Here is a 13,878-nt window from a genome sequence, read left to right as displayed (position 1 = left end):
TATTTTCTAGCTGATTCTGGGTGCGCCCGATCCCCGCACCCGGAGGTAGCGAGATGAATCTCGACCGGTTCAACGGACCCGCCCTGTCCCTCTTCCGTATGGTCATCGGCCTGCTGTTCCTCTGCCACGGCCTGTCGTCGCTCTTCGGCGTGCTCGGTGGCGCACGCGGCACAGGCGAGTCGCTGCCCGTCGGGCAGTGGCCGGGTTGGTGGGCGGCGCTGATCCAGGCGGTCTGCGGCGCTCTGGTGCTGGTTGGGCTCCTCACCCGGCCCGCCGCGCTGCTCGCCTCCGGCTCGATGGCGTACGCCTACTTCGTCGTGCATCAGCCGGACGGGCTGTTGCCGATACACAACGGCGGCGAACTCGCCGCCCTGTTCTGCTGGGCGTTCGCCCTGGTGGTCGTGCTCGGTCCGGGGAGTTGGGCGCTCGACAGCCTGATCGGTCGACGCCGCGCCGGCGTGGCCACCCCGGCTGCCGCGGGCCGGAACTCCGTACCCGCCTGACCCGCCGGCCGCCCGCCGCCGGAGCCGTTCCGCACGGCTCCGGCGGCGATGCGGTCAGGGCGCGTACGGCGCGTCGGTGTGGCCGACCTCGACCAGGGTCGTGCCGGAGAGCTGGTACGTCGACGTGCGCTTGATGTTCAGCTCGGCCATGCCCTTGCCGTCGCTGCGGGTCAGCCACACGACGGTGGCCTGCTGCCCGGCCACCTTCACCGAGAGGACCGGAGTGCGGTCGCCCAGGTCGGCGAGCGCCCGGAAGGCCGGTTTGCCGCCGCTGTTGCGCCAGGCGAGCACGGTGAAGAAGGTGCCGCTGCCTCCGCCGTTCAGCACGGCTACCCGGATCACCTACCGCTGACCGAGGGCCGGTGGTCCGGTGAGGACGGCGCGACCGTCCTGTTGCAGAAGCCGTGCGGGATCGGCGACCTCGACGGGGACGGTGGCCGTCGTCCCGGTGTCACCTCCGCACGCGGTGAGCAGGCAGACCAGCGTGACGGCCGCGAAGCTCGGCAGGGTCCGGCGCATCGGCGGAGGTTTCCTCTCGACAGGGAGCCCGGACCGTACCCACCCTCCGCCACCCGCCGTCGCCGTCGCCGAAATCGCGCGGATCGGGGGAGGGGGTGGGTGGCTCACAGCGTGGGAACCGGGGGCGGGGTGTGGCGGGGGGTCTCCTAGACTCGGTGGCACAACTGCATACCTCATCCAGAGGGGCTGAGGGATACGGCCCGACGACGCCCCGGCAACCACCCCGCGCGCTCATCGCTGAGCGCCCCGCGGGGCAGGTGCCAATTCCGTCCCCGCCGCAGGGTGCGATGCGGGGAAAGATGAGAGGACTCTCGACATGACGTCGACGCTTCCCGCCGCCCCCGGCATCGACACCACCGCCAGCCCGGCCCGTGCCCTGGTCTGCCGCGCCTGTTCGGCGCGCTACCCGCTCGCCGCCCAGCACGCCTGCTACGAGTGTTTCGGGCCGCTGGAGGTCGACTACGACAGCGCCGCCCTGGCCGCCGTCACCCGGGCGCAGATCGAGGCCGGTCCGCAGAACATCTGGCGCTACGCCGCCCTGCTCCCCGCCGGCCAGGACCCGGCCACCCGGGTGACGCTGGACCCGGGGCTGACCCCGCTGGTCGCCGCCCCGAACCTCGCCGCCGAGCTGGGCATCACCGCGCCGCTCTGGGTCAAGGACGACAGCGCCAACCCGACCCACTCGTTCAAGGACCGGGTGGTCTCGGTGGCGCTGACCGCCGCCAGGGCGCTCGGCTTCACCCGGTTCGCCTGCGCCTCCACCGGCAACCTGGCCAACTCGGTCGCCGCCCACGCGGCCCGGGCCGGCGTGCCCTCGGTGGTCTTCATCCCCGGTGACCTGGAGCAGGGCAAGGTGGTCACCACCGCCGTCTACGGCGGCGAGCTGGTCGCCATCGACGGCTCGTACGACGACGTGAACCGGCTCTGCGGCGAGCTGGTGGAGACCGACGAGTTCGAGGACACCGCGTTCGTCAACGTGAACGTGCGCCCGTACTACGCGGAGGGCTCGAAGACCCTCGGCTACGAGGTGGCCGAGCAGCTCGGCTGGCGGATCCCGGCCCAGGTGGTCATCCCGATGGCCAGCGGTGAGCTGCTCACCAAGATCGACAAGGCGTTCTCCGAACTGGTCGAGATCGGCCTGGTCGAGGCGCCGGCCGGCGGCTGGAAGGTCTTCGGCGCCCAGTCCGCCGGCTGCAACCCGATCGCCGTCGCGCTGCATGGCGACAGCGACACCATCGTCCCGGTCAAGCCGACCGGCATCGCCAAGTCGCTCAACATCGGCGACCCGGCCGCCGGCCTCTACGCCCTGGAGGCGGTGCGCCGCACCGGCGGCTGGATGGAGTACGCCGACGACGAGGAGATCCGCGCGGGGATCCGGCTGCTCGCCCGTACCACCGGGGTGTTCGCCGAGACCGCCGGCGGGGTGACCGTGGCGGTGCTGCGCAAGCTGGTCGAGTCCGGCCGGCTCGACCCGACCGCCGAGACCGTCGTGTTCAACACCGGCGAGGGCCTGAAGACCATCGACGCGGTCGCCGGCCAGGTCGGCCCGACCCACCGGATCAAGCCCTCGCTGCGCGCCGCCCGCGACGCCGGCCTCCTCGCCTGACACCGCCGCCCTTCGGTGCCCCGCTCTCGCACCCCCGTTTGCGGTGTGTCGGGGCCTCCCGCCGCCCGGACACCCCGACACGCCGCAAACGGGGGCGGAGCGAGGGCGGGGCGTGGCGGCCGACGGGGCGAGGCGCGGCCGGACGGGGGACGGCGGATCGCCCGGACGGGGGATCGGGTCGATCCGCCGGGTAACTGGCTTTTCGCTGTGAGTGCGGAAAACCCGCCGACAAGGACTTGACGGCAGGAACCGGACGGCGCAAGATGCTCCGTGCGGGAGGGCGATTCGCCGGAGACTTTCAGTTCTTACGACCCAACGCCGGAGGCGTTGTGCGGACGTCCCTCCCGACCAACGTCCGAACGGGCCAGCGAGAAAATCGCTGGCCCGTTCGCTGTCCGGGCCGCAGGCTCACCGGTATGGGCATCTCCATCACGCCGCTCGAGCCGGACGACCAGACCGCTGTCGACGCGGCGTACCGGATCGGTGCGGCGGCCAACGACGCGGACGTGCCGGACTTCCCGCCGTACTGCCGGCGGCGCTTCGAGGCCATGGTCCGGCATCCGATGCCGGGCATCGTCGCCTGCTGGGCGCTGGCCCGGCTCGACGGCGTGCCGGTCGGTTGGCTCCGCCTGGAGCTGCCCCAGCTCGACAACACCGACAACGCCCTCGCCGAGCTGGTGGTGCATCCGGCGCACCGGCGGCGGGGCGTCGGCCGGGCGCTGCACGAGCACGGGGTGCGGCTGCTGCGCGAGGCGGGACGCAAGCGGCTGGTCGGAGAGGCCGTCTCGGCCCTGCCCGGCGGCCCGGCGCGGAACACCGGCGGGGACGCCTTCGCCACCGCGGTCGGCGCCCGCCCCGCGCTGGTGGCGGTGCGCCGCCGGCTGGACACCAGCGGGCTCGACCGGGCGGCGCTGGACGCCCTGCTCGCCGACGCCCGGGCCGCGGCCACCGGCTACCGCACGGTCCGTTGGCAGCAGACCACCCCGGAGGAGTACGTCGACGACGTCGCCTACCTGGAGGGCCGGCTGATGACCGACGCGCCCCTGGGCGACCTGGAGTGGGAGCAGGAGCAGGTCGACGCCGACCGGATCCGGGCCACCGAGCGGGCGCTCGACGTCCGGGGCACCCGCCGCTACCACGTGGCGGCGCTGCACGAGGGCTCCGGCCGGCTGGTCGCCTGGAGCATGCTCAGCCTCGGCCCCAGCGCGGACTGGCACGCGTGGCAGCAGATCACCATCGTCGACCCGGCGCACCGCGGCCACCGGCTCGGCCTGCTCACCAAGATCGAGAATTTGGGGCACGCCCTGGCGCACGAGCCGGCGCTGCGCGCGATCGACACGTTCAACGCCGCGGCGAACGAGCACATGATCCGGATCAACGAGCAGCTCGGCTTCCGGCCGGTCGACGCCTCGACGGAGTGGCAGCTCACGCTCTGACCGCCGGTCCGGCCGCTGCACCGGTACGCCTCCAGCGACGCACGCGTGACGATCCCACTTGTGACACTGCTCTACTGATCTGGGGCCTACCTGTTGCATGATGGCGGGCATGACGGAGACCCCGCACCCCCTGTTCGACAGGCACGCCGACACCCTGAACCGTGCGCTGACCGCCATCACGGAGCGGGGATACTGGTCCGCCTATCCCGAGTCCCCCAGCCCTCGCGTGTACGGCGAGACCGCCGCCTCCGACGGAAAGGCCGCCTTCGAGGCGTACCTGAACGGCGACTTCCCCCTCGATCAGCCCGGCTCGGGCGACCGGGTCGCCACCGAGACCAGCCCGTTCGGGCTGGAGCTGAACGTGCGCTACCCGCACGCCGGCGCCGACGAGCTGGTCGCCGCCGCCTCCGCCGCCCTGCCGGCCTGGCGCGACGCCGGCCCGCAGGTCCGGGCGGGCGTCTGCCTGGAGATCCTGGACCGGCTGCACAAGCACATCTTCGAGCTGGCCAACGCGGTGCAGTTCACCAGCGGCCAGGCGTTCGTGATGGCCTTCCAGGCCGGTGGCGCGCACGCGCTGGACCGCGCGCTGGAGGCGCTCGCCTACGCGTACGCCGAGATGACCCGGCACCCGGGGACGGCCGGCTGGGAGAAGGCGGCCGGCAAGGGCGACCCGCTGCGGATGACCAAGACGTTCCACGTGGTGCCCCGGGGCGTGGCCCTGGTCATCGGCTGCAACACGTTCCCCACCTGGAACTCCTACCCGGGGCTCTTCGCCTCGCTGGTCACCGGCAACCCGGTGGTCGTCAAGCCGCACCCGCGCGCGGTGCTGCCGCTGGCCATCACCGTCCGGTACGCCCGGGAGGTGCTGGCCGAGGCCGGCTTCGACCCCAACCTGGTGCTGCTCGCCGCCGAGGGGCCGGGCGAGAAGCTGGCCTCCACCCTGGCGCTGCACCCCGCCGTCAAGATCGTCGACTTCACCGGCTCCACCGAGTACGGCGACTGGCTGGAGGCGAACGCCCGGCAGGCGGCCGTCTACACCGAGAAGGCCGGCCTCAACACGGTGGTCGTCGACTCCACGGACGACTTCGCCGGGATGTGCCGCAACCTCGGCTTCACGCTGACCCTGTACAGCGGCCAGATGTGCACCACCTCGCAGAACATCCTCATCCCGGCCGGCGGCATCGAGACCGACCAGGGGCACAAGAGCTTCGACGAGGTGGCCGCCGGGATCGCCGGCGCGGTCGGCAAGCTCACCGCCGACCCGGCGCGCGGGGTCGAGCTGACCGGGGCCATCGTCAACGACGGGGTGCTGGAGCGGCTCGACGAGGTCACCAAGGTCGGCGAGCCGGTGCTGGAGTCGCGTACCGTCGAGCACCCGGCGCTGCCCGGCGCGGTGGTGCGGACGCCGACCATCGTGAAGCTCGCCGCCGACGACACCGCGACCTACGGCCGCGAGTGGTTCGGGCCGATCTCCTTCGTCATCGCCACCGACTCCACCGCGCACAGCCTGGAGATCATGCGGTCGACGGTGGGGGAGAAGGGCGCGCTGACCGCCGCCGTCTACTCCACCGACGAGACGGTCCTGGACGCCGCCGAGGCCACCGCGGTCGACGTGGGCGTGCACCTGTCCTGCAACCTGACCGGCGGGGTCTTCGTGAACCAGTCGGCCGCGTTCTCGGACTTCCACGGCAGCGGCGCCAACCCGGCCGCCAACGCCGCGCTGACCGACGGGGCGTACGTGGCGAACCGGTTCCGCATCGTGCAGAGCCGTCGGCACGTCTGAGTCTCCAGCACGGTGTGCCGCCCTGCCTGATCCCCGAACGGGGTCAGGCGGGGCGGCGCATCTGGAGTTCGCGCAGGGCGGGGACGGTGGGGTGCGGCACGCGTACCCCGGTGTCGGTGAAGCCCAGCCGCTGGTAGGCGCGGTAGGCGCGGTGGTTGCCGACCACCACCTCCAGCATCAGCTCCGGGCGGCCGCAGGCGCGCGACCAGGCGGCCACCCCCTCGATCAGGTCGGCGAGCAGCCCGCTGCCCCGCCAGGCCGGGGTGATGTAGACGGCGTAGACGGTGGTGAGGCCGGGTTCGTCCGGGGCGGTGGTGCCGCCGGCGTGGCCGACCAGCCGGCCACCGGGATCGGCGACGAACTGGGCGGTGTGGTCGCCCCGGGAGACGTACGCGATCCGGGCGGCGTAGTCGGCGTGCGGCCGGGCGGCGGCCTGGGCGACGGTCTCCAGGAACGCCAGCGGCGCGTCCGCGAGCATCTCCAGCCGCAGGGCCCGCATCCGGGCGGCGTCCTCGGGGCGTACCCGGCGGACGGTGGCGTGCGGCCGGGCCGGGACAGGTGTCATGTCCGCATGCATACCGCAGCGACGACCGCCGATGGGTGGGGCGGTCGGCGGAGCACCGGAATATGCCCGATTTGGGGTCGTGCGCCGCCGTCACGCCTCGTGTAGCGTGCGATTTCGGTCACCGATTCAACGGCGCTCACCGATCGCCGAAGCGGTGGTCCTCCGGTGCCGGTCCGCCGGCCTCCGGGGTCGTGGAACGCCGCGCAGAGTGAGGAAGTGCACCGTGGCACAGGGCACCGTGAAGTGGTTCAACGCCGAGAAGGGCTACGGCTTCATCGCCGTCGACGGCGGCCAGGACGTCTTCGTCCACTTCTCCGCCATCGAGATGGACGGCTACAAGGCGCTGGACGACGGGCAGCGGGTGGAGTTCGAGATCGCCCAGGGCCAGAAGGGCCCCCAGGCCGAGCAGGTCCGCGTCATCGCCTGAGCCGTGCCCGGTCCGGCCGGGCCGGCCGCCGGAGGGCGGGGCAGCGGCGTGGGCGGGCGGCAGGGAAGATCATGGGCCGTTCCAGCCGTTGCTGAGGAGGGTCCATGTCCGACCAGTCCCCGTCGGGTCCGCCCGAGCCCCGTCCTGAGGGCTCGCCCGAGCCCGGTCCCGAGGGTCCGGCCGCACCGGACCAGCCGGCCGCACCGGACCAGCCGGCCGCACCGGACCAGCCGGCCGCGCCGGGCCAGCCCGGCGCGCCCTCGCCGGGGGATCCGGCCGCCGCTCAGCCCCCGGGCTGGGTCTTCCCGCCCACCGGTGGGTTCCCGCCCGGCGCCGGCCCGTACGCCGGCTTCCCGCCCTACCCCGGGTACCCGCCGTACGGATGGCCCGCCCAGGGCGGATGGGACCCGGCCGACCCGCTGGTGAACCCGCCGGGAGCCGGCATCGACGGCTGGTTCGCCCGGTGCGGCGGGGCGCTGCGCCGCGGCTGGCGCACGCTGGTGCCGATCATGCTGCTCACCCAGGCCCTCCCCGCCGCGGTCATCTCGATCACCACCCTCGGGTTGGGCCCGGAGGAGGAGCCGCTGCCGGCCGACGGCTCGCTGCCCGAGGGTCTCCTGGGCGACTTCCTCACCTTCGGCGGCGTGACCCTGGCCGCCGTCCTGCTGCTGTACCTGGTGCAGGCCGTGGGCTGGGCGGCCGGCACGTGGGTGATCACCCGCCAGGCGGCCGGTGAGCCGGCCGACCTCGGCGGCGCGCTGCGGTACGGCCTGCGCCGGTCCCCCGGGCTGTACGCCTGGACCCTGCTGATCGGCCTGCTCGTCACGGTCGGTTTCTGCTTCTGCGTGATTCCCGGCGTCTACCTCGCCTTCGCGCTCGCCCTGGCCGGCCCGGTCTACCTCTTCGAGCGGCAGAACCCGATCGGGCGCTCCTTCCGCCTCTTCCGCAGCCGGCTCGGCATGGTGCCCGCCCGGGTCGCGCTGGTGGTGGCGGCGGTCGTCGCCGGCACCGTGTTCGGCGCGGTGCTGGAGGCCCTCGGCACCGCACCGCTGGGCACCGACCCGTTCGCCGCGCCGGGCACCGCGGTGGGTGCCGTCGTGGTGGTCGCGGTGACCGCCACGCTGGTCGTCCCGGTCTACCTGGTCCAACTGGTCGGGCTGATCGTGACGTACGCGGAGCAGCGGGCCCACGAGGCCCCGGTGAACGCCGCGCGGCTGGCGGCGGAACTCGGCTGACCGGCCCGGGCGTGCTTGCACTCGGCAGGGGAGAGTGCTAAACAAGTCATTGGCACTCGCGTATGGTGAGTGCCAATGGTCGGGGCGGTAGGGCCACGGTCGCAGCGGCGTTCCAAGACGCCGGTGCGGCACATGGCCGGTCGTCGCGGGCTATCCGGCCCGGCCGAAGGACGTCGTCGTCGCCAGGTGGCGACGTCCCAAGGTGCGTACACCAGGCGGCCCATCCGGGGCACAAACACTCGGGTGGCCCGTGAGTGTCCAGGAGGACAACGCCGTATGGCCAAGATGATCGCGTTCGACGAAGAGGCGCGCCGCGGCCTCGAGCGGGGCATGAACCAGCTCGCCGACGCCGTGAAGGTGACGCTCGGCCCCAAGGGCCGCAACGTCGTGCTCGAGAAGAAGTGGGGTGCCCCCACCATCACCAACGATGGTGTGAGCATCGCCAAGGAGATCGAGCTCGAGGACCCCTACGAGAAGATCGGCGCTGAGCTGGTCAAGGAGGTCGCCAAGAAGACCGACGACGTCGCCGGTGACGGCACGACGACGGCGACCGTCCTGGCCCAGGCCCTGGTTCGCGAGGGCCTGCGCAACGTGGCCGCCGGCGCCAACCCGATGGCCCTGAAGCGGGGCATCGAGGCTGCCGTGGCCAGCGTCTCGGAGGAGCTGTCGAAGCTCGCCAAGGACGTCGAGACCAAGGAGCAGATCGCCTCCACCGCCTCCATCTCCGCCGGTGACAGCACCGTCGGCGAGATCATCGCCGAGGCGATGGACAAGGTCGGCAAGGAAGGCGTCATCACCGTCGAGGAGAGCAACACCTTCGGGCTGGAGCTGGAGCTCACCGAGGGTATGCGCTTCGACAAGGGCTACATCTCGGCCTACTTCATGACCGACCCGGAGCGTATGGAGGCCGTCTTCGACGACCCGTACATCCTGATCGCCAACAGCAAGATCTCGTCGGTGAAGGACCTGCTCCCGATCCTGGAGAAGGTCATGCAGGGCGGCAAGCCGCTGCTGATCATCGCCGAGGACCTGGAGGGCGAGGCCCTGGCCACCCTGGTGGTCAACAAGGTCCGGGGCACCTTCAAGTCGGTCGCCGTCAAGGCGCCGGGCTTCGGTGACCGCCGCAAGGCCATGCTGACCGACATCGCCATCCTCACCGGTGGCCAGGTCATCAGCGAGGAGGTCGGCCTCAAGCTCGACGCCGCCAGCCTCGACATGCTGGGCCGCGCCCGCAAGGTCGTGGTGACCAAGGACGAGACCACCATCGTCGACGGTGCCGGCGACGCCGAGCAGATCCAGGGCCGGGTCAACCAGATCCGGGCCGAGATCGACAAGAGCGACTCCGACTACGACCGGGAGAAGCTGCAGGAGCGGCTGGCCAAGCTGGCCGGCGGCGTTGCGGTGATCAAGGTCGGCGCGGCCACCGAGGTCGAGCTCAAGGAGCGCAAGCACCGCATCGAGGACGCCGTTCGCAACGCGAAGGCCGCCGTCGAGGAGGGCATCGTCCCGGGTGGTGGCGTCGCGCTGGTGCAGGCCGGCAAGACCGCCTTCGACAAGCTGGACCTGACCGGCGACGAGGCGACCGGCGCGCAGATCGTCAAGATCGCGCTGGACGCCCCGCTGCGGCAGATCGCCGTCAACGCCGGCCTCGAGGGCGGCGTGGTCGTCGAGCACGTCCGCAACCTGGAGCCGGGTCACGGCCTCAACGCCGCCAACGGCGAGTACGTCGACCTGCTGGCCGCGGGCATCATCGACCCGGCCAAGGTGACCCGTTCGGCGCTGCAGAACGCCTCGTCGATCGCGGCGCTCTTCCTCACCACCGAGGCCGTCGTGGCGGACAAGCCGGAGAAGACCCCGGCCGCCCCGGCTGGTCCGGGTGGCGGGGACATGGACTTCTGAGTCCAGCTCCACCAACGCCGAAAGGGGCGGGCCGCGCGAGCGGTCCGCCCCTTTCCGTCTCCTCAGGGCAGGCTGCGCTGGTTACGCCGCTTCTGCGCCCGGTCGTACGGCGGTCGTACGGCGACCGGCTCGTCCACCACGGTCACCGGCTCGTCGGCCTCCGGCTCGTCCGCCCCGGTCATCTCGGCGAGCTGCTCGGCGTCGCCGAAGTCCCGCTGGTCGAACGGCACCTGGATGGGCGGATCGCCGACCGGCGCCCAGGTGCGGGGCACCGCGTCGTCGGTCTGTTCGTCGTCCGTGGTCATGGGCCGCCTCCTCTACCGGAAACGGTAGGGGCCCTCGATCAACCATGTGGGCGAATGGCATTATCAGGGTCTATATCCCATTTGCCTGGTTGTCGATGGGTGAGGCCACCCGGCCCGGGCCGTCAGAGCGTCCGGCGGTACAGGAAGAAGACCCGCTCGATCCGGGCGCCCGCGCTGCCCGAGTAGAACGGCACCGGCCCCACCCAGCCGATCTGCGCCGCACCGATCCCGGCCGCGTGCTGGTCCCGCAGGCAGCGGCGCAGCAGCACCCCGCCGATGCCCGAGCCCTCCGCCGCCGGCGCGGTGCCCATCGGCCCGAACCAGCTCGGCCGCGACGATCCCCAGGCCGCGAAGCCGAGGATCTCGCCGTCCCGCTCCGCGAGGTGGCAGCCCGCGCCGTCCCGGCCGACCGACTCGGCCAGCTCGCCGTCCCAGGTGCCGCCGAAGGTGGAGCGGGCGAAGGCGGCCAGCGCCGGCAGGTCCGCCGGCTCCGCCCGGCGTACCGACACGCCCTGGCCGGCCAGCCGTGCCTCGGCCGGCTCCGTCGTGCGCAGCGCCGGCGATCCGTCGTACGACAGGTCGGCGGTCATGTTCCACGCCGTACGGTCCTGCCGGTAGCCGAGCGCGAGCGCCAGGCAGACCGCCGGGGTGTACCGCACGTCTACGCCCGGCCAGGCGTAGTAGGGCGGGTTGCCCGCCAGCAGCAGCTCGGCCGCGCCGAGACCGGCGAGCCGCCGTTCCGCCTCGGCGACCAGCGCCCGGCCGACACCCCGGCGACGCCGCTGCGGCGCCACCGCGAGCAGGTCGACGTGCCCGAGTCGCGGGTCCACCGCCGAGAGCGACCCGATCAGCACCCCGACCAGCTCGTCCCCCGCGTACGCGCCGAGCGCCAGCACCGTCCGGTCCGCCGCCGCGCGGGGCCAGAGGGCGGTCACCACGGACTCCGCCTCGGCGGCGTCCTCGGGCAGGTCGAGCGCGCGGCCGCAGAGCGCGACGACGGCGGGGATGCGGTCGGCGGGCAGGTCGGCGAGGGTGAACTCCATGGTGGCCGACCCTAGATCAACCACCACGGGTCGGCGCAAGGCCCGTTCAGCTCCTCCGCGCCGCCCGCACCGCCGCGTATGCGTCGACGAGGCCGGCGCCGGTGATGTTCGCGTCCCCGCCGCAGGCGTCCCGGGGCGCCCGGGAGCGGTAACTGGCCTGCGCCGGCTTCGCCGTCTCCCGCAGGATGCGACGGGTGCGCTCCAGGTCGCCGACGAGCGCCGGGTTCGCCGACCACATCAGCGCCACCACGCCCGCCACCTGCGGCGTCGCCATCGAGGTGCCGTCCAGGGTGGCGTAGCCGCCGCCCGGCATGGCCGACAGCACGCCCGCGCCCGGGGCGACCACGTCCGGCTTGGCCGCGCCGCCGGGGGCCGGTCCACGGCTGGAGAAGAGGGTGACCCGGCGGTTCCGGTCCACCGCGCCGACGGTCAGCACGTCCGGGTACGGCGCGGGCGGGTCGGCGATGGAGCCGCAGTACGGGCCGGTGTTGCCGGCCGCCGCCACCACGAGGATCCCGGCGGCGGCCAGGGCGTCGGCGGCCGGCCGCAGTACCCGGGTGTCGCAGCCCTCGACCGGCGGGCAGCCCCAGGAGTTGGTCAGCACGTCCGGGGCCCGCTCCGGCCGGCCGTCGGTGAACGGGTCACCGCCGGGCGGGAACGGGGCCAGCATGAACTGGAGGCAGTCCAGGTAGTGCGCGGGGTTGCCGAGGTTGCGGTCGAGGTTGACGCAGCCCACCCAGCGCGCGTCCGGGGCCACCCCGACGCCGTTGCGGCCCACCGCGCTGCCCACCGTGTGGGTGCCGTGCCCGCCGGTGTCGTTCGGGGTGCGGGTGCCGTCCCACGGGTCGTACCAGGAGTCGTCGCCGCCCCGGAAGCCGTCGGCCAGCGCCGGGTGGCGGCCGTCGACGCCCGAGTCCGAGCTGCCGACCACCACCCCCGAACCGGTCACGCCCAGCTCCGACCACACCCGGTCGGCGCCGAGCATCCGGATGTTCCAGTCCGGGCCGGCGGGGGCCGGCGCGGTGCCGGAGGTGGTCGGGGCCGGGGCGGGCAGCGGACGTACCCGCTGGCTGACCAGCACGCGGGACACCTCGGGGCGGCCGGACAGCCAGGCCCGTACCGCCGGCCCACCGTCGGCCTCGATCGCGTTGACCAGGTAGTACGAGGTCGGTCGCAGGCCCAACCGGGACAGGTCCCGGCGCAGGTCGCCCTGGGTCCGCTCGGCGGTGGCGGTCAGCCGGCGGTACACCTCGGCGGCCCGCGCGTCCCGCCCCGCCCGGCCCGGCGTGCCGGCCGGGACTCCGGAGAGGTCGGCCTGTTCGCGCAGCACCACCAGCAGCCGCTCGCCGTGCAGTCCGGGCTGCCCGGGCACCACGTCGACCAGGGCGACCGCGACCAGCAGCACCCCGGCGGCCAGCGCGGCCACCCGCCGGCTCGGCGTGACCCCCCGGGGCCGGGCGAGCAGGACGCCGTACCCGATCGCGAGCAGCACCGCGACGGCCAGCCCGGCGACCGCCGCGGCAGCCACCCAGAACGGCACGTCGCGGCTGGTGGCCAGCAGGACCGAGACCTCCTCCGGGTCGGCGAAGGCGAGCGGACCGGAGAGCGCGAGGCCGACCAGCCAGCCGACCGCCCCGGTGACCCGGCTGCCGGTCCGGCGGGTCGCGGCGTACAGGGCGGCCAGCGTGAAGCCGACCGGCGGCACGCCGAGCAGGGCGGGCAGTTGGGCGCCGGAGTGCCCGGTGCCGGCGGCCAGCAGCAGCAGGGTCACCCCGCCGACCAGGCCGCCGACCAGCACCAGCCGGGCGGGTCGGGGCGGCTCACCGCCGCCGAAGAGGGACCAGAACCGCCCGTCGAGCAGCACCCCGGCCAGCGCGCCCAGCGCCGCCGCGGCCAGCGCGGCGAGCACGGTCTCCAGCAGCCCGCCGAGCGCGCCGAGCCAGGCCCAGGGAAGCAGCAGCGCCAGCCCGGCGGCCACCGCGAGCAGCGTCACCGGGTCCGGCCGGCGACCGCGCAGCCGGCCGGTGCGGCCGCGTGCCTCCGGCCGCGGACCGGCCGCGCCGTCCGGTCCGTCCGCGAAGGTGCCCGGGCTGCCGGCCCGGCCGCGCAGCCGGAGGGCGATCAGGGCCAGCACGGCGGCGGTGGTGGCCAGCGCGGCCAGGTACAGCTCGTGGTGCACCGGCGGGAGCACCCGCAGCGTGCCGAGCGCGCCGAGCGCGAGCGCCCCGGCCAGCCAGGCCCGGCCGGTGGCCCGGAGCGCGGTGGAGCGGGGGAGCAGCGCCAGCAGCAGGGCCGGCAGGCCGACCAGCAGGACGGTGGCGAGACAGGCCGCCGGCCAGACCCAGGGCCACCGATCCAGCCCGGTGGCCAGCCGCACCTGGTCCACGGACCAGCCGGCGACCTGGAGCAGCACGGTGATCACCACCGTCCAGGCGCCCGCCAGCACGGCCGCCACCACCGCCCAGGGGTTGGCGGACCCGGCGGTCCCGTCGCTTCCGGTGGGAGGTGCCTCGGCCCGCATCCGGAAACAGTACGACGCCCGGCCCCCGCCCCGGCG

The 13,878-nt window shown here is 73.8% G+C and carries 13 protein-coding genes and 1 riboswitch; of the genes, 7 read left to right on the top strand and 6 right to left on the bottom strand.

What is annotated here, in order from left to right:
* Positions 1-53: 53 nt before the first annotated feature.
* Entirely contained in the window at positions 54-503 is a 450-nt protein-coding gene (locus tag V6U88_RS03705; RefSeq protein ID WP_334449770.1) for a DoxX family protein, read from the top strand.
* A gap of 54 nt (positions 504-557) precedes the next feature.
* Here the strand turns inward: V6U88_RS03705 and V6U88_RS03700 are convergent, their stop codons facing one another.
* Both V6U88_RS03700 and V6U88_RS03695 read right to left on the bottom strand, forming a co-directional pair.
* Positions 558-845: a hypothetical protein gene (locus V6U88_RS03700; RefSeq protein ID WP_334449768.1), complete on the bottom strand. Its 288-nt coding sequence runs from the start codon at positions 843-845 to the stop codon at positions 558-560.
* Positions 846-1,022, bottom strand: a complete 177-nt coding sequence (locus tag V6U88_RS03695; protein WP_334449766.1) for a hypothetical protein — start codon at positions 1,020-1,022, stop codon at positions 846-848.
* A gap of 170 nt (positions 1,023-1,192) precedes the next feature.
* Positions 1,193-1,328, top strand: a riboswitch (SAM riboswitch).
* A gap of 10 nt (positions 1,329-1,338) precedes the next feature.
* On the opposite strand from V6U88_RS03695, the gene thrC reads away from it, so the two are divergent.
* The 3 genes from thrC (at position 1,339) to paaN (ending at position 5,847) form a co-directional block, all read left to right on the top strand.
* Complete coding sequence (gene thrC / locus V6U88_RS03690) at positions 1,339-2,628, top strand: threonine synthase (RefSeq protein ID WP_334449765.1); 1,290 nt, start codon at positions 1,339-1,341, stop codon at positions 2,626-2,628.
* Between the two features lie 416 nt (positions 2,629-3,044).
* Positions 3,045-4,064, top strand: coding sequence for a GNAT family N-acetyltransferase (locus V6U88_RS03685; protein WP_334449763.1), 1,020 nt, complete (start codon positions 3,045-3,047; stop codon positions 4,062-4,064).
* 109 nt (positions 4,065-4,173) lie between these two features.
* Positions 4,174-5,847 (top strand): phenylacetic acid degradation protein PaaN, encoded by a 1,674-nt coding sequence (gene paaN / locus V6U88_RS03680; protein ID WP_334449761.1) that lies wholly within the window; start codon positions 4,174-4,176, stop codon positions 5,845-5,847.
* A gap of 43 nt (positions 5,848-5,890) precedes the next feature.
* On the opposite strand, the gene V6U88_RS03675 is transcribed toward paaN, so the two are convergent.
* Positions 5,891-6,412, bottom strand: a complete 522-nt coding sequence (locus V6U88_RS03675) for a GNAT family N-acetyltransferase (protein WP_334449760.1) — start codon at positions 6,410-6,412, stop codon at positions 5,891-5,893.
* A 223-nt stretch (positions 6,413-6,635) separates the two neighbouring features.
* Between V6U88_RS03675 and V6U88_RS03670 the strand changes: the two genes are divergently transcribed.
* The 3 genes from V6U88_RS03670 (at position 6,636) to groL (ending at position 9,973) form a co-directional block, all read left to right on the top strand.
* Entirely contained in the window at positions 6,636-6,839 is a 204-nt protein-coding gene (locus V6U88_RS03670; protein ID WP_111217633.1) for a cold-shock protein, read from the top strand.
* A gap of 104 nt (positions 6,840-6,943) precedes the next feature.
* Positions 6,944-8,074, top strand: coding sequence for a hypothetical protein (locus V6U88_RS03665; RefSeq protein ID WP_334449756.1), 1,131 nt, complete (start codon positions 6,944-6,946; stop codon positions 8,072-8,074).
* Between the two features lie 276 nt (positions 8,075-8,350).
* A complete protein-coding gene (gene groL / locus V6U88_RS03660; RefSeq protein ID WP_334449754.1) occupies positions 8,351-9,973 on the top strand; it encodes a chaperonin GroEL in 1,623 nt (540 codons plus the stop codon).
* Between the two features lie 62 nt (positions 9,974-10,035).
* Here groL and V6U88_RS03655 read toward each other — a convergent pair whose 3' ends face one another.
* The 3 genes from V6U88_RS03655 to V6U88_RS03645 form a co-directional block, all read right to left on the bottom strand.
* Complete coding sequence (locus V6U88_RS03655; RefSeq protein WP_334449752.1) at positions 10,036-10,278, bottom strand: hypothetical protein; 243 nt, start codon at positions 10,276-10,278, stop codon at positions 10,036-10,038.
* Positions 10,279-10,400: 122 nt separating this feature from the next.
* Positions 10,401-11,321: a GNAT family N-acetyltransferase gene (locus V6U88_RS03650; protein ID WP_334449750.1), complete on the bottom strand. Its 921-nt coding sequence runs from the start codon at positions 11,319-11,321 to the stop codon at positions 10,401-10,403.
* 46 nt (positions 11,322-11,367) lie between these two features.
* Complete coding sequence (locus tag V6U88_RS03645) at positions 11,368-13,842, bottom strand: S8 family serine peptidase (RefSeq protein WP_334449748.1); 2,475 nt, start codon at positions 13,840-13,842, stop codon at positions 11,368-11,370.
* Positions 13,843-13,878: the final 36 nt, after the last annotated feature.

Origin of the sequence: Micromonospora sp. CPCC 205739, assembly GCF_036906795.1 — a bacterium.
GTDB lineage: Bacteria > Actinomycetota > Actinomycetes > Mycobacteriales > Micromonosporaceae > Micromonospora.
This window is presented reverse-complemented; position numbering and strand designations above follow the sequence as displayed.